Consider the following 22,137-nt stretch of genomic DNA (forward strand, 5'->3'; position numbering starts at 1 on the left):
AATGAAAAAGTTGAAAGTAGCAAGTTTATTATTATGTGCAGGACTGTTTTTAGCAGGCTGCGGCGATGGCGGAGGTTCATCTGATGGACCAGAAAGTGATGAAAAAACAAGTATTTCTTGGATGGCAATGCTGCATACCGCTTCACCTCCGTCTGGGGATGTAACACAAAAGTTAGAAGAATATACAGGGGTCGAGATCGACTTTACATGGGTGCCGGACGCATCAAAAACAGAACGCTTGAATGCAGCATTAGCGTCAAATTCTTTAGCAGATATCGTAAGTTTGACAGAAATCAATAACACAACCGTCCGTAGTTCGCTAGCATCTGGAATGTTCTGGGATGTGGAACCCTATTTAGAAGAGTTTCCGAATCTGGCAGAAATTTCTGAGGATCGCTTAGAATCTTCTCGGATCGATGGTCATATCTATGGTGTACCGTTTCTAAAACCGATCGCTCGTTATGGTGTCCTCGTAAGAAAAGATTGGTTAGACAATTTAGGGTTGGACGTGCCATCGACTTTAGAAGAATTATCAGCTGTGGCACAAGCCTTTACAGAAGGAGACCCAGATGGCAATGGGGTAGATGACACGGTCGGATTCGTTGAACGTGATGAGTCCTTTAATGTTGGGTTCCGTTCACTTTCAGGTTACTTTGGTGCAGACAATTGGTTTACGATCACGGATGATGATGAAGTGATGCCATCCTTTATGCAACCAGAATACAAAGAAGCAATGGAATGGTTCCGTAATATCTATGATAACGGCTGGATGAATTCTGATTTTGCGGTAATGGCGAAAAATGATCAGAAGAACTATATCGTTCAAGGTCGTGGTGGGATTGTATTGAGTGGTTTGCAAGAAGTACGTAACTACATTGATGATGCAGCTGGTACTGATGAAGAGCATATGGAATGGGTCTTGATCAATGATATCGTCCATGAAAATGTGGAACGTCGTATCCTTTCTGATACCAATGGTGGAATGGGCGGTTGGTTAGCCATTCCGAAAAACAATGTTGAAACCGAAGAAGACTTACGTGTTGTTTTGAAATTTATCAACGATTTGATGGACGAAGAGCCGTTTACCTTGATGACGCAAGGGATCGAAGGGGTCCATTATGAAATTGATGATGAGGGTGTCTATGTCCGTTTAGATGATACGAAGTGGCAACAAGAAGTACAACCATTTTCTTCGTCTCGTCCATCAGAATTAGTAACAGTTTTCCCTTCAAGCAACCCATATGTCAACTTAGCCAATGAAAAGATTCGGGAAAATGAAGAATTTGCGGTGATCAATCCTGCACAATCGCTGACCTCTGAAACCTATGATCGTTCATGGTCAAGCTTGATTGAAGGAATCTCAGACGCTTACTACCAATATATGACTGGGGAAATCGAGATCGATGGGTTTGATACAGCGATCGAAACCTTCTTAAGAAATGGTGGACAGCAAATCATTGATGAGTTCACGGAAGATTATCGTTCACAACAATAAAGGTCACAAAAGGTTCTGATCATCTGTTGAGAAGGAATGGATGAAGTGAGGAGCCGCTACTGCTGAATGATTGGAAGACCAAGACCAGTTGAAGTGATTCGCTGCTTGGTCTTCTTTTTGCTTCAAAAGCAGTGAAGAAAGGAGAAGCTATGTTTCAACTAACTGTTCGGGGGCATGATTTAAAGAATTATGGGTCCCCAGAAGAATTAGCGCAAAAAATTGCCGCCAAAAACATTCATAACATTCAATTTGCATTAAATAAATCCTTCCCGCAATGGGCAGAGCCAGAGCAATTAAGCCCTGGTTTAGGCCGCTTTTTCAAACGTGTTTTTGGTCAATCTTATGTTCAGGTCGCTTTATTGAGTTGTTATAGTAATCTGATCCATCCTGATCTGGAAAAACGGGAAGCGATTTTATCCAGATTCGAGACCTATCTCGCACATGCCAAATACTTTGATGCAGCTATGGTTGCAAGTGAAACTGGTTCGGTTTTGCCAAATATGGGGTATACCGAGGAAAATTTCAGTGACGTCGTTTTAGATGATTTGGTTCAGGTGATCAAGCGTTTGGTCCAAGTGGCTAAGAGACATCAAGTGATGCTAGGGATTGAAGCGGGCTTGAATCATCCACTATCATCGATCGATCGAATCGAAGAATTGCTGGAACGAGTACCGTCTGACTATTTAGGGATCATCTTTGATCCAACCAATCTGATTACGGCGAAGAACTATCAAGAGCAAGTCGCTTTGACAAGGGAAGCTTTTTCCCGCTTTGGTGATGCCATCGTTTGCTTGCACTTGAAGGACTATCAAGTAATCGATGGTAAAATCAAGGTAGTGCCATTGGGAGAAGGAAGGATTGATTATCAACAACTATTGGCCATCACCGCTGAATACAAGCCATTTTGTTATGTTGTGTTAGAAGGGACGACCGAAGAAGCGATGCAGCCGACCATTTCACTGATTGAAGCATTGCAAAAGTGAGCGAGCTGTCTTTGATTGTGACTGATGAGGAAAAGCTTTGTTACAAGGAGTCACGGGAGATCAAGGAATCCTTTCCTCAACAAGCAGATTTATTTACTTACTAAAAGTTAGTGTTATACTTAAAGGTACAAGTGAACTTAACTGTTTAGAAAAGAGGAAATAGCGATGACAATGATTCAATCAACCTATCAAATCGATGCAACAGCCGCAATTGGCAAAGTCGTTTTAAAAGTAGCGAATATGGAAAAAATGAGCCAGTTTTATTCGGACGTGATCGGCCTGACTTTATTGGAGCAAAGTGCCGATCACGCGCGATTAGGCGTGGGGACACAAGAGCTTTTAGTTCTAGAGAAGGTGAGTGATCCGTTGCCTTTGACACGGAAAACAGGCCTTTTCCATACGGCGTTTCTTTTGCCTAGCCGTAAAGACCTAGGAAATATGCTGATTCATTATTTGGAGGCCAAAGCCCCTCTGGATGGTGCTAGCGATCATGGGTATAGTGAAGCGTTATACCTGACCGATCCAGAAGGAAACGGGATCGAAGTGTATCGTGACAAACCGAAGAGTGACTGGGATATTCGAGCAGACGGTGAGATCGTGGGCGTTACTATCGAAATGGACGCGCAAGGCGTGCTGGGAGCCGCTGACCGATCACAAACGACTTTTCCAGTTGGCACCACGGTGGGGCATGTCCATTTGAAAGTGGCGGATCTGGCAAAAACAGAAGAATTCTACACCGAAGTTTTAGGCATGCGTTTGACTTCAGATTTTGGTAGCCAAGCAAAGTTTTTTGCTGCTGGTTCGTATCATCACCATATCGGATCGAATATTTGGATGGGAAGAAATGTTCCAGCTATGGAGGAAAAGGATCTAGGCTTAGCGTACTTTACGATCGTTTTGCCAGCTTTTGCTTTTTCTACGTTACGAAGTCATCTAAAGGCAAGTGGCGTTTCTTATGAGTTAGAAACAGACAGCCGCTTGCATTTGACTGATCCGAATGGGATCAATCTGATCATCGAAAGAAAGAATCAGCCTTAAGATGGAGGTTTTTTCATTCATGAAATGAGAGAATAACCTATAATCAAGTAAAAGGAGAGCAAGCATGAAAAAAAACGGGGCGGGACAATCACTATTTCTAGCATTATTGATCAGCATGGGCTTATTTTTCTTTGTCCAAGGGAAACAATTAATAGAAAGTGGGGCGTCTCCTGTGATTTTTATTGCTTTTTCGGCTTTTGCAGGAATTATCGGAGTTGGTGTCTATGGTCTTCAAGCAATAATGAAACAGCATCGGCGCAAAGCCATGGTACCAATCAAAACCAAAAAATAAAGAAACCGGCCAATCTTAAACAGGAAGATTGGTCGGTTTTTTGTTTACGCTAAGAAAAAATGGGGAATGGGATCTGTCTCGTCCACTACATACTAATTTTCCATGTTTTCAATCGCAAATTCGATCTCATCAGGTAAGAAGCCGTTCCCTTCAAGATGAGCGGCCATATTTCTTTGACGGATCCCTAACACCCGGCGGGATTGATTGGCGCGCCCTAAAGCATGGCGATACCAATCTACGTCAAGGGTCTCTAGTGCCCATTGTGTTTCCTCCGCAGTGAAACCTTCTGTTTCTAACAGTTCTGCCATCTCTTGTTTTGAATAAAAGCGACGATTTCCTTGCGCTCTAACGAGGAAAAAGGCTTCACGTTCTCGTTCTGTCGCATTGTTTTCGCGCTCATAGCGTGCTGCTACAGTCGGGGCGAAATGAAACCCTGCTAAAATCGTTTCCTCGGTCACTTCGTTATCAAACACGTAGGTTCTAAATTGAAAACGATTGTCGTTTTCCAGTTCAAGCCATAGTGATTCAACCAGAAATCGATAACCGACTGTAATCGTTTCATAAACTGCATCGGCAATTTCGTAAAAATAAGCGGAAACGGCTTCGTAAGGAGTCATTATCTCGGGAACGATTTCCGTCGTTTGCCCATTAAACAAAGTGATTGCGGCAGGGTATTTTTCGCCAGCATTCGTAAATGTGAGAATCTCCACTGGCTCATGTTTTGTTGAAAAGACATTCATGGTCACGCCGTTCGCCAAATCAATAGCACTCTGCCACTCGATTTCTTGGTCATCGCTTTGTTGGTGTAAGTGTTCAAGTGTATCAGGTGTCAAACCAAGCTTTTCTCGTGTATCTTCATTAATTCCTTCTTCATCGGCAAGAGGATTGTTTGCTCCAGCGGTCACTAGTGCTAAATCCTCTTCGTATTCGTTGAATAATTCTTGCAATTTTGCTCGTCTACTGACGATGATCGGGCTCTCTTCATGGATGGCAAGTAAGGCTTCGATACGGCCATTGCGAGCGGCAACCCAACTGGGCATATCCAGATAGCGAGCTTCGATCGCTTCTTGAGCGAGTGCGATCATTGTTTCCGTGTTTTCAATGAATGCCGCCTTGTGTTTTGAGTTGCTATTGACCTGGTCTAGAAAGGCCAATTCTGCTTCTTTGCCTCGAATCATCAGTTCGAGATTTTCAATACTTAAATCATAAGTAAGATTTTCTGCATGATAGGTATGTTCCCAACCAGCATCTAAAGCTGCACCGATGCGCTCAGAAAGTTCCTCAGGGCTTGCTAAATTTATCGTCCCACATCCTGAAATCAGGGATAGTATCAGTAATAATGGCAACAAAACTTGTTTTTTCATTTTTCTCCTCCTCGTGAGACTCTAGTAAACCTCGCCAATTTGTACGAATGAACGCATCAGTACGAGCACTTTCTTGGGTATAAACATAGTCACAGTATAAGGGACATCAACTGACCCCCAAAGTTAGACCAAAAAACCAAATTTTTTGGGGTCACTACAACAGCATATGGCATCGCGATGCCCTTTTCTTCGCTAGTTTTTAGTTACCCATGTTTGTCATCGCGTAGTCGATTTGTTCTTCTGAAAAGTCTTCGGAAGCCAATAACCGGCGAATGTTGTCTGGAGGAAGACTCATCAAGGAATGGTAACTATTTGCTTTCTTCAACGCCTGCTCGTTCCAATCAATCGTGAGCTGATCAACTGCCCATTGCGCATCATTATGGGTAAACCCTTCAAATTCTAATTGTTGGATCAATCGTGCACGTGAGAAAGCCATGAGGTTCGTATAGGATTCGGCACGTGCGATCGCTCGTCTTTGTTCTGAAGCTCCTTCATTCTCGGTCTGAGTTTGTTCGTCCTGGTTTTGCTGGCTTTGCTCTTGCTGCAAAGCCGTAGCTGCTTCTTGTTTTGCGTTTGCTTCTTGAAGCTGTTGATACACGGTAGTGACCATGTCTTGATCAATGTCATGATCAAAGCCATAGGTCATCACCGCCAGCTGATGTTCATCTGAAGATTGATCGAATCGATTCATAAACATTAACGATTCACGAGGAATATTTACGACCAGCCCTCGTAAAATCGTTTCATAGAATGCAGCTTTTTGCTCGTCGGCAGTTTCCCGATTAAGAACAGTAAATCCAGATGCGTACTCCTCTTCGGGCTTCGAAAAAACGAAGACGTCAACATTCGTTTCACTTGTGTGGTAAACAGTGGCGGTGAGTTCGTCGTCAAGTTTGATTCTGCGATGAAGAGTTAGCTCATCTTCGGTGAGCTGCTGAAGCTGCGCAATATCGTCTGCCAAAAGCCCCAGCTTTTGACGCGGGTCGGCTTCAGGAATCGTTTCGTTTGCTACCTCCAGTAGACGGTTGAGGTTGTCATGATTACTGAGAATGATAGGGCTCCGTTCATGAATCGCAGCCAGAGCCTGGCTATAACCAATGCGGGCAGCAAACCAAGCAGGGACATCGATCCGACGCTCCACTAACGCTCGTTCAGCGGTTGCAATCAAATCAATTGTGTGGCTGATTAACTGATAAAGATCTTCGTCGGAAGAATCAAGCTCTTCCAAAATAGCCAATTCGGCTTGACTGCCGGCAATCAACAACTCTAAGGTTGCTGGGTGATAATAGGCCCAGCCCGTTCCGGATTGGTTTGTATATTCCAGTCGTGCGTCGATGCCAAGTGCAACGGTCTCTGACAGTTCTTCATCTGCCTTTGCGCAACCGATAAGCAAAATAACGAATGACAATAGGGTGATCAGTACTCTTTTTTTCATTAGGCTCCTTCTTTCTATCGAAAGTAACTGAGAAAACGGTCGGAAGAGGTTTGTTTATCTGGGGGAAGGAGGAGAGAAGGTGAATGGGAAAAATGCTGAAAAGATTTTTCATCACCAGTAAATTCAGGCAACTGTTTCTGATCCGCCAATAAGAAAAAGCGGAGCATCGAACCAGCTTTTGAGAATAATCGTTATATTATTCATTTTATATGAAAAATAGTGTGAAATGCAATGATAAAAGAGTTTTTATCGATTTTTACATTTGGGAAAGGAAGCTTCGTATCAACTTTCTAGGAGTAGACGCTCAAGATCAAAGCGATCGAAAGAATTCATCGAAGGATCGCCATGGGGAATCTTTTGAGCAAACAAAAAAACAGCTTCCCATAATGGGGAAGCTGTAAGGATGCGGAAAATGGGATTTGAACCCACACGAGCGATTGCTCACAAGACCCTCAATCTTGCACGTCTGCCATTCCGTCATTTCCGCAAATACTATAGAAGGAAACGCAGGCTGAGGTAGTTCTGTCACGCCGCGTCTAGAAAATATCTTACCTGATTTTCAACAGGTTTGTCAATAACTTTTACTAATGCTATTTGAAAGAATTTTCAGACTTTAGATTGCATTTTTTTCCATAAAAGGTATGCTAAAAGAATGAATAATTATTTTTTTGAGAGGAGAGCAAATGAACTACTTTAAAAACCAGTTAGCTAAATCTGTCAAACAGAAAACGTTCCTCTTCCTGCTCATTGGTGCCTTTAGTTTAGGTTGCTGTTTTTCCATTTATTTGAAGCTGATGGAACCCATCAACTTACCCGCCACGATCACTGCAGAAAAAGCGGAAGCCTCACGGCTTGTTGATCGCTACCAAGCCAATCAGTCGGGTTCACCTGCTGAACAAGAGGTGTATCAACTTTTGCTTGAAAACAATACACTGACTTCGCGACAGTTATCCAACTTGATTATGGAAGAATACGAACGATTTAATCAAACGAGTATTCAAATTGCAGAACTAAAAAAGCAGATTTGGGCGTCAGAAGTTGATGACAAAGGATTTTTGCCACCTTTATGGGCAATCGAACAAGATCAGAAGGTCTATCAAGCTTTAGTCGAGCAAGAAAAAGAGCCGGTCCTCACGGCTGCCAATGCCCAGACCGCTGTCGCTTTGGCAATAACCTTTTTGCTTAATTTTGGCTTCTTCTTTTGGGCTTTTTTTGCCAGTGACAATTTGATAGAAGAAAGAGAACACTTCTCTTTGATTCGCTCGTACCCGCAGATTTTTCCGATTCGGATGTTAAGTAAAATTGTGGTTAAAGGGATTACAAATTTAGGCGTTTTGATTGTGTTCTTCTTAGGCGTCTTTCTTTCAATGAGCCTTCTGGGGGAGTTCGGGGATTGGCAGTATCCAGTAGCCGTCTATCACAATGGGGATTGGGTAGCCTTACCTTTTTGGCAGAGCGTTTTATATAGCCTGGTTTCTTTTGGCTTGCTGATTGGTTTGATCGAATGCTTAGGTTTTGTCATGAACATGATCGCAGCCAATCGATACGTCTCTTTCTTTTTGCTGGTGCTTTTTTATGGGCTCGGCTTGATTCCGATGCTTCAAAAGATCCCACTGTTACCAGTTCATATAGCTGCTATGGATAAATTTTATTCGGGCGCCTTTGCATTGGGTTCTGGTACTTCTTGGGGAGTCTATGCTAGTTGGCTGCTGACGGTGGTGTGGATCTTCCTTTGTATAGCTTTGATGCTCGTTGCGGATAAACAGAATCGCTTGTTGAGAGGAGGCAAAGGATGAAAGACTATTTTTTATTTGAATTACGACAACTCTTAAAGAGCAAGAAAACTATTGGTCTTTTTTGCTTGCTTCTTATCTATAGCGGCGTTTACAGTTTTTGGCAAAAAGATTTTCGCCCGATTGAACGAGTAGATAAAACAGAAATGCAACAACGCTATACTGTGCGACAAGATTTTCTTGATCAACAAGCAGCCAATCCTTCTGACCATTGGTCGGCAAGCTTAGCAGTTGAAATGTTTACCCCATGGAACGAAGCGGAAAAACAACGATTAGATGCACTAGCTGATGAAAACTGGCAAGCTTATGCACGAGGAACAACTACGTGGTACCAGTTGGCGTTGCAGTTTACCGATGAACGAAATGTTTTTTATACACCGGATTATTATACGTTTCAAAATTACTACGCTGCCTATGACGGTCGCTTTGGTTATGCTTCAACCGCTAAGCTTATGGAAGCCTTCAGCCAGTTGCCGAATAAGAAACTCTCGCAAGCAGTCATGGAGCAAAAAACGGGGATACAGGCATTGCAGCGAAGTTTTACTGGATATTTACCGATTCTATTGCTTGCTGTTTCTTTATTTTTGGCGATCGATTGTTTGCCAAAAGAACGAAGACATAAATCCCTATTTCTTTCACTGCCATTATCGGCAGAAGAGATCCTTTGGAGCAAAACGGCAGTATTGATGGTCGGTTCTGCAATTGCAACGCTTGGGACCATGTTCTTTCTCTGGTTGGGTTCTGGCATTCAATTCGGCTTTGGTTCCCTGGAACTACCGGTCACGATTTTATCACCGACCTTTGATGCTCGCTACCCGATCACAGATTTCAACGCTTTTGAAACACAAGCCATCGGTCTTTTTATAGGCCAATGTTTTCTTGCGACGCTTTTTTTGCAGTTTATTTATTGTCGCGGCATCTTGTTGTTCAGTGCCCTGTTTCGCTCAGAACTGGTTAATTTGCTTTTGGCTGGTTTTTGCTTGCTTTCACCCTATATTTTCCAAAGACGTTGGTTCAGTGCTTACCTTGATAAAACGCTGTATGTCTATCTGTATCAAAATGTGGGACAAGTCCTTTCAGGCTGGACACGTTTTTATTTTGGTTCTGCAGGGTTTACGATGGAAAAAGGGTTGCTTTTATTAGGAGGCGTTTGGCTTCTGATCGAAATGTGTTTCTTCGTGACGATCCAACGCAAAAAATTTCATTTGGCATAGGAGGAACGATATGTTAGAACTGAAAAATGTGACGGTCACGTATACGAGAAAAGTATTGGATCAGCTTTCCATTGCCTTTTCTCCCGGGGAAATCGTCGGGTTAGTCGCCCCTAACGGCACCGGGAAATCCACGCTATTGAATGTGGCGATGAATTTCATCCAGCCGAATGAAGGCGCAGTATTTTTGAATGGCAGTCAAGTATATGTGACCAAAAAATCAGAAGTGGCAGCGCATCAACAAATTTCGTTTTTTCCTGACCAAAATGATTTGTACAATGATTTGAGTGGTTTCGAGCATCTCAAGCTGTATCAGCGAATGTGGCGTTCAGAGGAACACTTAGTGGAAGAAACGATTGATCGTTTGCGGATGAGTGACTATATCAAACGTCCTGTGGGTACCTATTCGCTGGGCATGCGGCAACGTCTTTGTTTTGCGATGCAGATCGTGACGGATACGCCTTATATGCTGATGGATGAAGTCATGAATGGCTTGGATCCGACCAATGTGGAATTGATCTCTAACGTATTAAAAGCCTTGCGAGCGCAAAAGAAAGCGATCGTGATTGCTTCGCATATTTTGACGAATTTGGATTCCTACGCGGATCGGGTCTTGTTTTTAAAAGACGGCAAGATCATTCACGAATACTTTGGTCGCAAGTCGTTAGTCAATCAACCGTTGTACTTAAAAACGGACTCGGTAGATTTTTTGGTGGCTTTTCCAGAATTAACGACGGTGACCATCGATCTGCAAGGACGGATCTATCTGATAGAAATCAGCGATCCTCAGCTACCGCAACGGTTTATCGCTGCAGGGATCACTGATTTTTCTGTGGGGCACTTGGCACTAAATGAATTGTATTTGACGTATTTTCCTGAAAATTACTGACTGTCGCACTATTTACGAGATGAGAGCGGGACAAGCACAGATGAAGGAGAAGCAAAAAAATTTCGCCATAGGTAAAAGTTTTTTGCTATAATAGGTTCAATCTGAAAAGAGATCAACGACGAGAACCAATAACCTGACGTTGACCTATGGTTAAAGGAGAAATGGAATATGAAGAAATTTTCGAAGTCGTCAAAACTTGAAGGGGTCAGTTATGATGTGCGCGGCCCAGTTTTAGAAGAAGCCGATCGGATGCAAGAAGAAGGCATCAGTATCTTGAAATTAAATACGGGGAATCCCGCGCCTTTTGGGTTCGAAGCCCCAAATGAGATCGTTAGAGACCTGATTATGAACGTGCGAGAATCGGAAGGATATTCTGATTCGAAAGGGATTTTTTCTGCCCGTAAAGCGATCGAACAATATTATCAATTACAGAAATTTCCTGATGTGACCATCAATGATATTTACACAGGTAATGGTGTTTCCGAGCTGATCACGATGTGCATGCAAGGTTTGTGCAACAATGGGGACGAAGTGCTCGTGCCGATGCCTGACTATCCTTTGTGGACTGCTTCGATCTCATTAGCTGGCGGAAAGCCCGTCCATTATATTTGTGATGAACAAGCAGATTGGAATCCTGATATCGAGGACATCAAAGCCAAGGTCACCAGCAAAACCAAAGCGATCGTCATTATTAATCCGAACAATCCAACAGGAGCCGTTTATCCAAAAGAAATTTTGGAGCAAATCGTCGACGTTGCTCGTGAGCATGACTTGATCATTTTCTCTGATGAGATCTATGACCGATTAGTCATGGATGATTATGTCCATGTGCCGATTGCTACATTAGCGCCAGATCGATTCGTTGTGACGCTAGGTGGCTTGTCTAAGTCTCATCGAGTGGCAGGTTTCCGTGTGGGCTGGATGGTCCTCAGTGGCGACAAGTCCCATGTGAAAGACTATATCGAAGGCTTGAATATGCTATCTTCGATGCGACTGTGTTCGAATGTCTTATCGCAACAAATCGTTCAGACCGCATTAGGAGGCTATCAAAGTTCTGATGAGTTACTATTACCAGGTGGTCGTATTTATGAACAAAGAGCGTTTATCCACAAGGCAATCAATGACATTCCGGGATTGTCAGCGGTGAAACCGAAAGCCGCCTTTTATATTTTCCCTAAAATTGATATTCAACGCTTTAATATCACCAATGATGAACAATTTGTTTTAGACTTTTTACACGAGCACCACATCTTGCTGGTTCACGGCGGTGGGTTCAACTGGCAACAGCCAGATCATTTCCGAATCGTTTATCTTCCTAATATGGAAGACTTAAAAACGACTGCTGAAAAAATGACAGAATTTTTGGCGTCCTATCGTCAGAAATAAGAATATAAAAAAGCACCGCTCCTTCAACAACCGTGAGGGAGTGGTGCTTATGTTTTTATTCGGCAACTGGTTGACAAATTTTTTTGCTCACAATCATTCGATTGGTAAATTTATCCAGCATTTCAGCACTAGGATCGGTGACTTGAACCAGAACAGAGTTCTCATATTCTCGTTCGATGATCCCTTGATACTTCTTGCCATCCCATGTAAAAAAGATCGTACTGTCGATCGTCATCTTAACACCTCATTTGAAATTGTGGAAAAATAACAAGACATTCTTGAAATTGCTTTCCTTTTTGTCATTATGTGCTAAAATAAAGAAAATTAAAAATGCGAATTCGCATTTTTGACAAGAAACGTTCGGTTTTTATAAGAATTCCCCCTGGAGGACGATTATGAAGAAAAAAGAAGAATCTTTTGGTCAAAATATCCGTTCGATTCGGTTGAAACGAAAGATGACACAGAAGATGTTAGCGGAAGATATTTGTTCGCAAAGTGTTTTAAGCCGTATTGAAAACAACGAAGAGTTGCCGAATGTCTGGGTGATGTACCAAATCTGCCAACGCTTAGGAGTCACCTTAGATCAAGTAATGATGCTTCATTCGGAAGAGATCAACAAAACCAATCAAATCTTTGCCGAAATCGAATCACATTTTGTCCATAAGCAGTTTCAAGAAATGCGGGAAAAAATGGAAGATAAGGCGATCAAGGATTATTTGTATTTGGATTCAGATATGCAAATGTATTACTACTATCTAGGCAGCTGTGATTATTTCCTCGATCAAAACTATGATGCCGCCCTTGAGGCGCTGAAAAAAGGACTGGCCTACTCCTATCAACAGGATAAGACCAATGTTTCGGTGATGGAAATTCGTATCCTGAGCTGCATGGGCCGCGTCTATAGTGATTTGCTGCAACTGGGTGAGGCTCGTTTTTACTTAGAAAAAGCTTACGATGCCATGCACGCACTGCCGCCGGAACGTCTCTCCACATCATTGACCAAAATTTACTACAATTATGCGGTCTTTTTAAAGGAGCAACAAGAAGATTGCCTCGCGCTAAAGGTAACGAACGAAGGCATTTCCTTAGCCAGAGAAAAAAACAGTTTGTATTTTCTAGAAGAATTGTTTGAACTGAAGGGACACTTACTTTATAGACTGAAAGAAGAAAATGCAGCCGAAAAAAGTTTTCAGCTGTATCGTGCTGTCATGGATATTCGCCAATCTGACAAAGTGGTGTAGACCTTTCTTGACTTCTTCCCTAAATAAGAGTACTTTTAAGGAAGAAAAGAAATAGAGGAGCGATCAAGATGAATAAATATATTTACGCAGACAAATTCTTTCTAAAATCAGCGGTTCATGGCCCTGGTTACCTGGAGGTCAAAGAGGGGAAATTCGGAGCGATCGTCGATGAAGTCCCTTCTGGTGCAGACGTAGAAGATTATTCAGGCAAATGGGTAGCACCGGGTCTTGTGGATACTCATATCCACGGATTTATGAACCATGATGTGATGGACAACGATGCAGAAGGCATTAAAGCCATGTCGGAAGGCCTTTTATCATGTGGTGTGACTTCCTTCTTGCCAACAACCTTAACATCCAGCAAAGAACGGTTGCGGGATGTTGCTGAAACCGTTGGGAAAGTCAAAGACGAAGTTACAGGAGCAAAAATCCAAGGGATCTATTTTGAAGGCCCATTCTTTACTGAAGAACATAAAGGTGCACAAAATCCAATTTATTTTGGTGATCCTGATATCGATACCTTCCATGAATGGCAAGAAGCTTCTGGTGGAATTATCAAAAAAATCGCCTTGGCTCCTGAGCGAGAAGGTGTGAGTGAGTTTGTTTCGCAAGTGACGGAAGAAGGCGTAGTGGTTGCTCTAGGCCATAGTAACGGTACATTACAAGAAGCGCAAACAGCAGTTGAAGCTGGTGCTAGCGTTTTTGTTCATGCATTCAACGGTATGCGCGGATTAAACCATCGCGAGCCTGGAATGGTTGGTGCCCTACTTTCATTAAAAGAAGTTTTTTCAGAGTTGATTTGTGATGGCCACCATGTGCATCCTCAAGCAGCTGAGATTTTGATGGAAAAAGCTGGTCACGACCATGTTGCCTTGATCACTGACTGTATGATGGCTGGCGGCATGCCAGATGGTGATTATATTTTAGGTGAATTTCCAGTAGTGGTGAAAGACGGAACGGCTCGAATGGAAACTGGCAATCTTGCTGGTAGTATTTTGAAACTAAAAGAAGCTGTGAAAAATGTAGTAGACTGGGGAATCGCTACCCCTCAAGAAGCGGTCATGATGGCCAGCTTGATTCCAGCAATCAGCTGTAAAATTGACCATGCTTGCGGCATGATCAAACAAGGTCGCCCAGCTGACTTTATTGTTTTGGATCAAGAAATGAATGTAACAGCCACCTATTTAGATGGCGTCTGCCGCTACCAGGCGTAAAATAAAACAATCTGCTTAAAGAAACAAGAAGAGAGCTTCTCTTGATCTGTTTTTTGAGCAGATTTTTTTGTTTTCAGTTATGATGAAAGAAAACGACATCCTATGAAGGAGATGATGGGGATTTGAAGACGATTTTAGTTACCGGCGCCAATGCCGGTATGGGCTTTGCAACAGCCAAACAATTGGCAGAATTGGGGATGCATGTGATTTTGTATTGCCGTTCTGCCGAACGAGGGCAGGCAGCACAGCAACGTTTGAAGGAAGAGACAGGCAATCCAAGCATCGATCTAGTGATCGGTGATTTGGGGTCGTTGGCTAGCGTACGCAAGTCAGCCGCTGAAATCAACGCCCGCTTTGAGAAATTGGATGTACTGATCAATAATGCGGGCATCGTCAATTTAAAAAAAGAGCGAACAGCCGATGGATTTGAACAAATGCTGGGCGTAAACTACGTGGGGCATTTTGAACTGACCCGTCAGTTATTGCCGCTAATAAAACGTGCCGATGCCGGCAGGATCGTCAATGTGTCATCCGGCGCCTACAAATTTGTAAAGAAAAAGGATCAGCGCTTTTTCGATGTACCGGATTTTTTCCCTTGGCGGGAATATGGCCGCTCAAAAAAAGCCCTGATTTTATTTACGGATGCGCTTGCGTTCCAGCTACGCAATACGACCGTTACTGCTAATTCCTTGCATCCGGGAGCTGTGGCGACCAGCTTAGGTGTCAGTCGACAAACAGGATTTGGTCAATCTATTTATAAAATGTTGACGCCTTTTTTTAAAACAGCCGAAGAAGGGGCAGATACAGCGATTTACTTAGCGCTAAGTCCAGACGTTGCGGGTATCAGTGGCCGCTACTTTGTTGATCGTCAAGCAGTCCTAACCGAGATCCCGAAGGAGCAGCAACAAGCACAGAAACTATGGCAAGAAACGCAACAAAGAATTGCGGACCACACAAAATGATTTGTTTTGCTTTTGCCAATCTGGATCACTTTGAATAAATGACTTGTTTTTTAGCAGCACGACCTTGTGCTGCTTTTTTGCGGTTTCTTTCAAGGGAAAAAGTGTGATACACTGTTAAGCGAGAAAGCGCATGCGGCGCTGGAATTCTTGGAGGAATAAAATGAGTTATATTGAAGTAGTGAAAGAAGTGAAGAAATACACAATGGGCGATACGGTGATTGCTGCCAATGATGGCGTCTCTTTTTCCGTAGAGAAAGGCGAGATCGCGCTGATCCTTGGTCCTAGTGGCGCCGGTAAGTCCACCGTTTTGAACATACTAGGCGGGATGGATCAATGTGACAGCGGCCAAGTGATTGTCGATGGAACGGATATTGCTGGTTTTGATGCTAAACAACTAACGACCTATCGTCGCAAAGACGTCGGATTTGTCTTTCAATTTTACAATTTGGTGCCGAACTTGACGGCTAGAGAAAATGTGGAACTGTCGGCACAAATCGTACCCGAAGCACTTGATGCAGCTGAGATTTTGACCCAAGTTGGATTAGGTGATCGCTTGGATCACTTTCCTGCACAATTGTCTGGCGGTGAACAGCAAAGGGTCACGATCGCTCGTGCCATAGCCAAGAAGCCCAAAATGCTGCTTTGTGATGAACCAACTGGGGCACTTGACTATGAAACGGGAAAACAGATTTTGGCTATTTTAGAAAAAACAGCTCGCGAGACTGGGACGACCGTTTTGATCATTACACACAACAGTGCATTGGCTCCCATGGCGGATCGCGTGATCCATATCAATGACGCAAAGGTTCGCAAGATGGAAAAAAATACTCATCCGATTCCAATTGCCTCTATTTCTTGGTAAATGCCTATGAAAAAAACATTATTACGTTCCAGTTTACGTGAAATTAGGCAAGCACCCGGGCGGTTTTTGTCCATTTTAGGCATTATCTTTTTAGGAGTCGCTTTTTTTGTCGGGATCAGCGCCACCGGCCCTAATATGAAACAAGCTGCTGAAGATTACTTTTCTCGCCAACAATTAGCCGACCTTACAATTGCTTCAACTTTGGGGTTGTCGGATACCGATCGGCAAATCATTGAGGAAATGCCTGGTGTCACAGCGGTTGAGACGGAGCAGATCGCTGATATCAATGCCGAAAATCATCGTGCTGTGATTCGTGTCTTCTCTCTTTCAACAGATCGATCTGTCAATCAATATGAGGTGACTTCTGGTCGATTGCCGCAAAAATCAGGGGAAATCGCCTTAGATCAAGCGGCACAAAATAGTGGTGGTTTCGAATTAGATGAATCCTTTGAGTTTCCAGAAAGTGGCGAAAATCAATTAAAAAACCATACCTTCACGATCGTGGGCTTTGTCAATAGTCCTGAATATATTGAGAACTTTCATCGGGGGAACAGTACCGTTGGTAATGGGACAGTGGATTACTTTGCGGTGATTCCTGAGGAGGATTTTAAAGAAAGTGCGTACGCCCGATTTTTAGTTCGCTTTGATGACTTATCTCAAATGGAAAGCTATTCAGTGGCGTATCAGACGAAAAGAGATCAAATAAGTGCTGAAGTTGAGAAAAAGTTGGCTCCTCGGGCGCAAGGACGCAGACAAGAGCTGATCGATGAAGCACAACCAGCCATTGACGAAGCCAAAGAACAGATCCGCAACGGAGAAACGGCTCTGCAAGAAGCACAAAGGGAACTCGACGACGCACAAGAAAAATTAGCGCAGGCGCACCGGGAACTGACGGAACAAGAAGCAGCATTCCAAACAGAAATTCAAGCTGCCCAAGAGCAGTTGAATAGTGAAGCACAAAAAATAGCTGAGGGTAAGCAAGCGTTGGCGGAAAACCAACGACTGCTGGATCAAAGCGAACAAGCGTTGCTTCAGCAAGAAGCCCAAGTAAAATCAGCCCAAGCCCAGTTAGCGCCCATTTCGGCACAAAAGTCAGAACTACAAAGTGGCATCCAACAAGTGGAGGAGCAACTTGCGCTGGCATACCAAGGCATGGATCAAATCAGAAGTGTGGGTCAACTTTCTGCAGAGGAGCAAATGGCCCAGCTGCCTACCGTCTATGCACAAGTAACAGCCGCTCTGGCACAGTTGAACCTACCGACAGATGTCCTTGGTCCGATTCCTGATCTGGAGGAAATCGATGAAACGATGATTGCTACTATGCTGACGGCAGCTGAAGATACATTGAATCCACTCATTGCTGAAGGTGAGCAACAACGTGCCCAATTAAGCGGACAACTGGCTGCAATCAATGAACAAGAAGTGCAACTTCAACGGGCGCAACAGCAAGTCAACGCTGGCTGGAGCCAGGTCAGTGCCGGACGCCAAGAATTGGCACAGGCTCAGACCCAGATCACTCAAGGAGAATCGCAGCTGAGTGTTGCTCGTGAGACTTTAGCTTCTGAGCAAGCTAATGGTCAGTCTTTGCTAGACAAGGGCTGGCTGGAATACCGAGAAAACGAAGCAACCCTTCAAGAAAAGCTTGCCGAATTTAAAGAAAGAGCACCAAAAGAACGCGAAAAGCTTGAAGATGTCAAAAAAGAAGTTGCGGAAAAAGAGCAGGAATTGTTGGAGCTAAAACCGGCAGTTTATCGTGTCGCGAACCGCGATGCGAATCCTGGTTATTCAGAATACCAAGACAATGCGGAACGCGTTTCTTCGTTAGCGACGATTTTTCCAGTCATTTTCTTTTTGATCGCAGCCTTAGTGAGTCTAACCACTATGACGCGGATGATCGATGAAAAACGCAGTGAGATCGGAACGTTGAAAGCACTAGGCTATCGCAACTGGGAGATTGGACAGAAATTTTTGCTTTATTCCTCTGCAGCAGGCATCACAGGTGCTGTATTGGGCCTAGCAGTAGGCTTTTCCTTTTTTCCAGCAATCATCATTCAAGCTTATGGACCGCTTTACAATCTCACGGAGTATGACACCCCATGGTATTTGCGGCTTTCATTGATTGCTGTGGGAGTCAGCTTGCTTTGCACCATCGGTATCGCGTTGCTGGTTTTACGTTTTGATTTAAGACAGTCATCGGCTTCATTGTTACGACCAAAGGCACCCAAAACAGGAAAACGAATTCTCTTAGAAAGAATCACTTTTTTATGGCGGCACTTAAGTTTTATTCAAAAAGTTACAATGCGAAACCTGTTTCGCTACAAGTCCAGAATGCTCATGACCATCTTAGGGATCGCGGGATGTACCTCCATGATCTTGACTGGATTTGGTCTAAGAGATTCTATCAGCAATATCATTCCTTTACAGTTTGAGAAAATCTGGCAGTATCAGGCGGTGATCACCTTTGATGATGAGGATTCGGAAGCAATGAGTGAAACAAAAGCCGCCGCAGAAGATATTGAAGGCTTTGAAGCAGGGTTATTCTTGCATACGGAAAGTCTGACGTTGGCTCAATCGGGGGTCACGCAGCAAGAAGTAACCGTCACCGTGCCAGAAGATCCTGCGGCTTTATCGAGATTTGTCCACTTGAATGATCGGGTTTCAGGAGAAGCTTACGAGCTAGAAGGAGAGGGTGCCATCATCAATGAAAAGCTTGCTAAGTTGTTTGGATTATCGGTGGGTGATACGATAACGTTGACGAATGAAAGCGGCGAGGAATTTCAACTGAAGGTAGCTGCCATCGCAGAAAACTACACGGGCCATTTTGCTTATTTGACACCTGAAACGTACGAAAAGATCTTTCAGGAAACGCCTGCTTACAATAGTGAGTTATTGAAATTCAATCAGCGCTTAAGCAAAACAGATGAAGAAGCGATCGCAGCTGACCTGATGGCACAAGATAATGTCATCAATGTTTCCTTCCTCTCAGCTTCAGCGGATGCCTTAGATGACACGACAGCAACCTTGAACATCGTCATTTGGATCTTGATCACGTCAGCAGGGGCATTAGCCTTTATCGTGTTGTACAACTTGAACAATATCAATATAGCGGAACGGATCCGCGAGTTGTCGACTATCAAAGTATTAGGCTTTTATGATCGAGAAGTGACGATGTACGTCTTTCGTGAGAATATCTTTTTAACGATTTTCGGTATTGGTTTTGGCTTGTTATTAGGGGTGCTTCAGCATCAATTTGTCTTACAGACCATCGAAGTTGATATCGCCATGTTTTCACCGACAGTCGAACCAATGAGCTATGTGTATGCAGCGGGATTGACCTGCTTGTTTTCAGGCGTGGTAGGGATCGCGATGTATTTCAAGTTGAAACATGTCAATATGATCGATGCCTTGAAAGCCAATGAGTAACAAAAACAGCCTTTTTTCAGAAGCATTCTGGAAAAAGGCTGTTTTTATTTTTCTTGTTTTTCTTGCTCAGAGATTTCCCCTTGGACTTCTTCTAGCATGGCTTTTAGTTCAAGCTCTTTTTGCCTTAGCACGACCAAATCTTCTTGAATCTCATCCTTTTTCTCTTCCTCAGGTGGTCGAATAACAAAATTGATTGACAGGGCAACTAAGGTACCGATAAAGGTATCAAGCACACGGTCCAATGCAAAGATGATCGATTCCCCTTGTGGAACACTGGAAGTGATCAACAGCATCGTCGCAATGGCAGAGATGATGCCAGAATTGTTATTGATGCCATCTGAAAAAACGATGACAAAGATGACCAGTGCGGGCAGGACAAACAATTCGATCAGAAAATCATTTTGAAAATATTGCTTCGTCAAAAAATAAAAAATGGCTGTACCGCCGCCGATCGTATTTCCTAATACCCGTGATTTCCCAAAAGAGATTGTTGTTGTCAGGTCTTGTCGCAATGAAAAGACAGCAGACAAGGCAGCAATCAAAGGCTGGCCGCGATCAAGGAAATGAAAGAGCAGAATACAAAGCATGACAGCGATGGCTGTTTTTATCGTTCGCATACCTAAGCGAAAACGCCCCAGTTTCATGGTAGAATGCCCCCTTTACTTAATCATACCCAATGCTGTTGAGAAATTCTAGTCTTATTCCTCACAATTTAGTATACTTTTCAAAGGAGGTGACAAAAATGAAAATTGGATTGAGAACAGTGAAGACAGCAGTTGCTTCCGGTTTGTCCATGTTTCTTGCTCAGCAGATCGGTCTATTGTATGCACCAGCCGCAGGGATCATCGCAATTTTGAGTGTTGGGAATACAAAGAAAACCTCGCTCTTTACAGGAATCGGTCGCTTGGTTTCCTTGGCGATCGCGACGCTCCTAGCTTTTGTCAGCTTTCATCTTTTAGGCTTTGGTCCGCTGGGCTTTGTTCTTTTTCTCTTCCTATTTATTCCGACGGCAGTCTATTTCAAATTAATCGATGGGATCGTGGTCAATTCGGTCCTGGTGACCCATTATATGATGGAACGTTCTTTTGCTTGGCCATTGATTGGAAATGCTTTTTTGTTGATGAGTATTGGCATCGGCTTTGCACTTTTATTTAACTTGTATATGCCAGACGGCGAACGGGCATTGAAAGAAAAACAGCAGTTGGTGGAAGAAACGTTTAAAAGTCTTTTAAAAGACATGTCGATCGCGTTAACAGAAAAAGAAAAGGCGACGCTCCCTCATGTTTGCCAAGCATTGTTAGGAGAAATCAAGCAAGGCAAACAGCAAGCGATGGTTCATAGTGAAAACCAGTGGCGAGGAGAAGCCTCTTATTATGAAGAGTATTTCACCATGCGGCAAAGTCAAGCGCGCTTACTCTTGGAAATGGTTGATCTATTACAATTGTTTTGGGTAGAAGAAGCCTATACAAATGCGTTTCAAGAGCTGCTATCCTTTACCGCCCAGTCCTTTCATGAAAATAACGATGGAAAAGAGATCTTGGCAAAAATTGCAGCTTTATACGAAGATTATCGACAAAAACCATTGCCGCAAACAAGAGCAGAATTTGAAAATCGGGCCCAGCTGTTTCAGTTTCTGCAAACCTTTAAAAGTTTTATTGAAATCAAAGCCGACTTTTCTGATCAAATGCAAACAATGGCACGCTAAAAAAGGCTCCCAAAAAGGCAGCCGTAATATACCAATATAGGAAGCAGAACTTGAGCGCTTCATTGGCGGTAATATCCCAACGAGAGCATAGCAATGCGAAGAATCTACCTGCTCTTCTCAACCATCTTGCTAACAACATGGTTGAGAAGAGCAGGCATCAATTCGACCCGTTCAGAAAACTGCTTATACTTAGAGATAAATTCCTTCACCTGTATAGTCTGTTATTCCTGTTGATCTATTTCTTTTTCCAGTCTTGTAATCAGTTTTAGACATTCTTTTTGTTGAGTATCATATCCATTCGATAGCTGTAGGAAAAGTTTCTCAGTCAGCGAGCCAGTCACATGGTTTTCATACACCCATTGGAAAAATAGCTACAATTTTTCGTTCAGCTTTATCGTGTGGTCACCCCAAAAGTTTGACTTTTATGGATTGAAAAAATTTGGAGTTGTCAATAAAAACTGGACACTTAGTAAAGAGAGTAAGTGGAATTTTTTTCAAAGACATTAGGAAATTGATAGCTCGGAGCAGAGCGGTTGAATTTTGTGTTTAGTAAGTTTCAAACTATTTAGATATCTCCATTTGAGCCTGATCAAATCCTCTAAATTGAGCGTCATTGATCAGCTCTCTTTTTTTCTTATAGACATCAATAAAAACAGATACATAAAGCGTTTCTTCCTTCAGAGGGATTTAGGTAATGTCCCCTAGCCAAATTTTATTTTTTACTGTTGACTTGATGCTGTTGGATAGCCACTTCCATTGCATGTTCTTCTTCCAATTCCATGTAATTAGATAGGATAACTCCCGAAGATCGGTTCCTCTTACAGATAAACATATTGATGGCGGG

General features: G+C 43.1%; 18 protein-coding genes and 1 tRNA gene. 14 read left to right on the forward strand and 5 right to left on the reverse strand.

Annotated features, from left to right (window positions below; translation table 11 throughout):
• Position 1 precedes the first annotated feature (1 nt).
• From CXM95_RS07220 to CXM95_RS07235, 4 genes are all read left to right on the forward strand, one after another.
• A complete protein-coding gene (locus tag CXM95_RS07220) occupies positions 2–1,495 on the forward strand; it encodes an extracellular solute-binding protein (RefSeq protein ID WP_016613309.1) in 1,494 nt (497 codons plus the stop codon).
• A gap of 149 nt (positions 1,496–1,644) precedes the next feature.
• A complete protein-coding gene (locus CXM95_RS07225) occupies positions 1,645–2,478 on the forward strand; it encodes a sugar phosphate isomerase/epimerase family protein (RefSeq protein WP_199559938.1) in 834 nt (277 codons plus the stop codon).
• Between the two features lie 165 nt (positions 2,479–2,643).
• Positions 2,644–3,516, forward strand: coding sequence for a VOC family protein (locus CXM95_RS07230; protein ID WP_008381503.1), 873 nt, complete (start codon positions 2,644–2,646; stop codon positions 3,514–3,516).
• 64 nt (positions 3,517–3,580) lie between these two features.
• On the forward strand, positions 3,581–3,808 hold the full coding sequence (locus tag CXM95_RS07235; RefSeq protein WP_005229963.1) for a hypothetical protein: 228 nt from the start codon (positions 3,581–3,583) through the stop codon (positions 3,806–3,808).
• A 92-nt stretch (positions 3,809–3,900) separates the two neighbouring features.
• On the opposite strand, the gene CXM95_RS07240 is transcribed toward CXM95_RS07235, so the two are convergent.
• The 3 genes from CXM95_RS07240 to CXM95_RS07255 form a co-directional block, all read right to left on the reverse strand.
• On the reverse strand, positions 3,901–5,172 hold the full coding sequence (locus CXM95_RS07240) for a hypothetical protein (RefSeq protein ID WP_101698941.1): 1,272 nt from the start codon (positions 5,170–5,172) through the stop codon (positions 3,901–3,903).
• A 199-nt stretch (positions 5,173–5,371) separates the two neighbouring features.
• Positions 5,372–6,607 (reverse strand): Ltp family lipoprotein, encoded by a 1,236-nt coding sequence (locus CXM95_RS07245; RefSeq protein ID WP_008381499.1) that lies wholly within the window; start codon positions 6,605–6,607, stop codon positions 5,372–5,374.
• A 404-nt stretch (positions 6,608–7,011) separates the two neighbouring features.
• Positions 7,012–7,094 (reverse strand) — tRNA-Leu (locus CXM95_RS07255).
• A gap of 196 nt (positions 7,095–7,290) precedes the next feature.
• Between CXM95_RS07255 and CXM95_RS07260 the strand changes: the two genes are divergently transcribed.
• The 4 genes from CXM95_RS07260 to CXM95_RS07275 all read left to right on the forward strand — a co-directional run bounded on the left by CXM95_RS07260 (position 7,291) and on the right by CXM95_RS07275 (position 11,886).
• Positions 7,291–8,403 (forward strand): hypothetical protein, encoded by a 1,113-nt coding sequence (locus CXM95_RS07260; protein ID WP_008381497.1) that lies wholly within the window; start codon positions 7,291–7,293, stop codon positions 8,401–8,403.
• Complete coding sequence (locus tag CXM95_RS07265) at positions 8,400–9,614, forward strand: ABC transporter permease subunit (RefSeq protein WP_005236453.1); 1,215 nt, start codon at positions 8,400–8,402, stop codon at positions 9,612–9,614. Before CXM95_RS07260 ends, CXM95_RS07265 begins: the two co-directional genes overlap by 4 nt.
• A 10-nt stretch (positions 9,615–9,624) precedes the next feature.
• Entirely contained in the window at positions 9,625–10,500 is an 876-nt protein-coding gene (locus CXM95_RS07270; RefSeq protein WP_086317263.1) for an ABC transporter ATP-binding protein, read from the forward strand.
• A gap of 168 nt (positions 10,501–10,668) precedes the next feature.
• Entirely contained in the window at positions 10,669–11,886 is a 1,218-nt protein-coding gene (locus CXM95_RS07275; RefSeq protein ID WP_005236450.1) for a pyridoxal phosphate-dependent aminotransferase, read from the forward strand.
• A 55-nt stretch (positions 11,887–11,941) separates the two neighbouring features.
• Here the strand turns inward: CXM95_RS07275 and CXM95_RS07280 are convergent, their stop codons facing one another.
• Positions 11,942–12,121: a hypothetical protein gene (locus tag CXM95_RS07280; protein ID WP_005236448.1), complete on the reverse strand. Its 180-nt coding sequence runs from the start codon at positions 12,119–12,121 to the stop codon at positions 11,942–11,944.
• 160 nt (positions 12,122–12,281) lie between these two features.
• On the opposite strand from CXM95_RS07280, the gene CXM95_RS07285 reads away from it, so the two are divergent.
• The 5 genes from CXM95_RS07285 (at position 12,282) to CXM95_RS07305 (ending at position 19,588) form a co-directional block, all read left to right on the forward strand.
• Positions 12,282–13,127, forward strand: a complete 846-nt coding sequence (locus CXM95_RS07285) for a helix-turn-helix domain-containing protein (RefSeq protein WP_008381491.1) — start codon at positions 12,282–12,284, stop codon at positions 13,125–13,127.
• A 68-nt stretch (positions 13,128–13,195) separates the two neighbouring features.
• Positions 13,196–14,341 carry an N-acetylglucosamine-6-phosphate deacetylase gene (gene nagA / locus CXM95_RS07290; protein WP_005236444.1) on the forward strand — a complete coding sequence of 382 codons (1,146 nt, stop codon included), beginning with the start codon at positions 13,196–13,198 and terminating at the stop codon, positions 14,339–14,341.
• Positions 14,342–14,463: 122 nt separating this feature from the next.
• Complete coding sequence (locus tag CXM95_RS07295) at positions 14,464–15,303, forward strand: SDR family oxidoreductase (RefSeq protein WP_008381487.1); 840 nt, start codon at positions 14,464–14,466, stop codon at positions 15,301–15,303.
• A 160-nt stretch (positions 15,304–15,463) separates the two neighbouring features.
• The gene (locus CXM95_RS07300; protein WP_101698942.1) at positions 15,464–16,165 is read left to right on the forward strand and encodes an ABC transporter ATP-binding protein; all 702 of its coding nucleotides are present in this window, start codon (positions 15,464–15,466) and stop codon (positions 16,163–16,165) included.
• Positions 16,166–19,588, forward strand: coding sequence for an ABC transporter permease (locus CXM95_RS07305; protein ID WP_101698943.1), 3,423 nt, complete (start codon positions 16,166–16,168; stop codon positions 19,586–19,588). It abuts the gene before it with no gap.
• A gap of 44 nt (positions 19,589–19,632) precedes the next feature.
• On the opposite strand, the gene CXM95_RS07310 is transcribed toward CXM95_RS07305, so the two are convergent.
• The gene (locus CXM95_RS07310) at positions 19,633–20,232 is read right to left on the reverse strand and encodes an FUSC family protein (protein ID WP_005231932.1); all 600 of its coding nucleotides are present in this window, start codon (positions 20,230–20,232) and stop codon (positions 19,633–19,635) included.
• Between the two features lie 98 nt (positions 20,233–20,330).
• Here CXM95_RS07310 and CXM95_RS07315 point away from each other — a divergent pair, with 98 nt between their 5' ends.
• On the forward strand, positions 20,331–21,293 hold the full coding sequence (locus CXM95_RS07315; RefSeq protein WP_101698944.1) for an aromatic acid exporter family protein: 963 nt from the start codon (positions 20,331–20,333) through the stop codon (positions 21,291–21,293).
• Positions 21,294–22,137 lie beyond the last annotated feature (844 nt).

Source organism: Enterococcus sp. CR-Ec1 (assembly GCF_002850555.1).
Taxonomy (GTDB): domain Bacteria; phylum Bacillota; class Bacilli; order Lactobacillales; family Enterococcaceae; genus Enterococcus_D; species Enterococcus_D entomosocium.

Excerpts from the sequence above, each read along its gene's own strand:
- CXM95_RS07220 (WP_016613309.1), top strand. The coding sequence starts at position 2 with ATGAAAAAGTTGAAAGTAGCAAGTTTATTATTATGTGCAGGACTGTTT.
- CXM95_RS07225 (WP_199559938.1), top strand. The coding sequence starts at position 1,645 with ATGTTTCAACTAACTGTTCGGGGGCATGATTTAAAGAATTATGGGTCC.
- CXM95_RS07230 (WP_008381503.1), top strand. The coding sequence starts at position 2,644 with ATGACAATGATTCAATCAACCTATCAAATCGATGCAACAGCCGCAATT.
- CXM95_RS07235 (WP_005229963.1), top strand. The coding sequence starts at position 3,581 with ATGAAAAAAAACGGGGCGGGACAATCACTATTTCTAGCATTATTGATC.
- CXM95_RS07240 (WP_101698941.1), bottom strand. The coding sequence starts at position 5,172 with ATGAAAAAACAAGTTTTGTTGCCATTATTACTGATACTATCCCTGATT.
- CXM95_RS07245 (WP_008381499.1), bottom strand. The coding sequence starts at position 6,607 with ATGAAAAAAAGAGTACTGATCACCCTATTGTCATTCGTTATTTTGCTT.
- CXM95_RS07260 (WP_008381497.1), top strand. The coding sequence starts at position 7,291 with ATGAACTACTTTAAAAACCAGTTAGCTAAATCTGTCAAACAGAAAACG.
- CXM95_RS07265 (WP_005236453.1), top strand. The coding sequence starts at position 8,400 with ATGAAAGACTATTTTTTATTTGAATTACGACAACTCTTAAAGAGCAAG.
- CXM95_RS07270 (WP_086317263.1), top strand. The coding sequence starts at position 9,625 with ATGTTAGAACTGAAAAATGTGACGGTCACGTATACGAGAAAAGTATTG.
- CXM95_RS07275 (WP_005236450.1), top strand. The coding sequence starts at position 10,669 with ATGAAGAAATTTTCGAAGTCGTCAAAACTTGAAGGGGTCAGTTATGAT.
- CXM95_RS07280 (WP_005236448.1), bottom strand. The coding sequence starts at position 12,121 with ATGACGATCGACAGTACGATCTTTTTTACATGGGATGGCAAGAAGTAT.
- CXM95_RS07285 (WP_008381491.1), top strand. The coding sequence starts at position 12,282 with ATGAAGAAAAAAGAAGAATCTTTTGGTCAAAATATCCGTTCGATTCGG.
- nagA (WP_005236444.1), top strand. The coding sequence starts at position 13,196 with ATGAATAAATATATTTACGCAGACAAATTCTTTCTAAAATCAGCGGTT.
- CXM95_RS07300 (WP_101698942.1), top strand. The coding sequence starts at position 15,464 with ATGAGTTATATTGAAGTAGTGAAAGAAGTGAAGAAATACACAATGGGC.
- CXM95_RS07305 (WP_101698943.1), top strand. The coding sequence starts at position 16,166 with ATGCCTATGAAAAAAACATTATTACGTTCCAGTTTACGTGAAATTAGG.
- CXM95_RS07310 (WP_005231932.1), bottom strand. The coding sequence starts at position 20,232 with ATGAAACTGGGGCGTTTTCGCTTAGGTATGCGAACGATAAAAACAGCC.
- CXM95_RS07315 (WP_101698944.1), top strand. The coding sequence starts at position 20,331 with ATGAAAATTGGATTGAGAACAGTGAAGACAGCAGTTGCTTCCGGTTTG.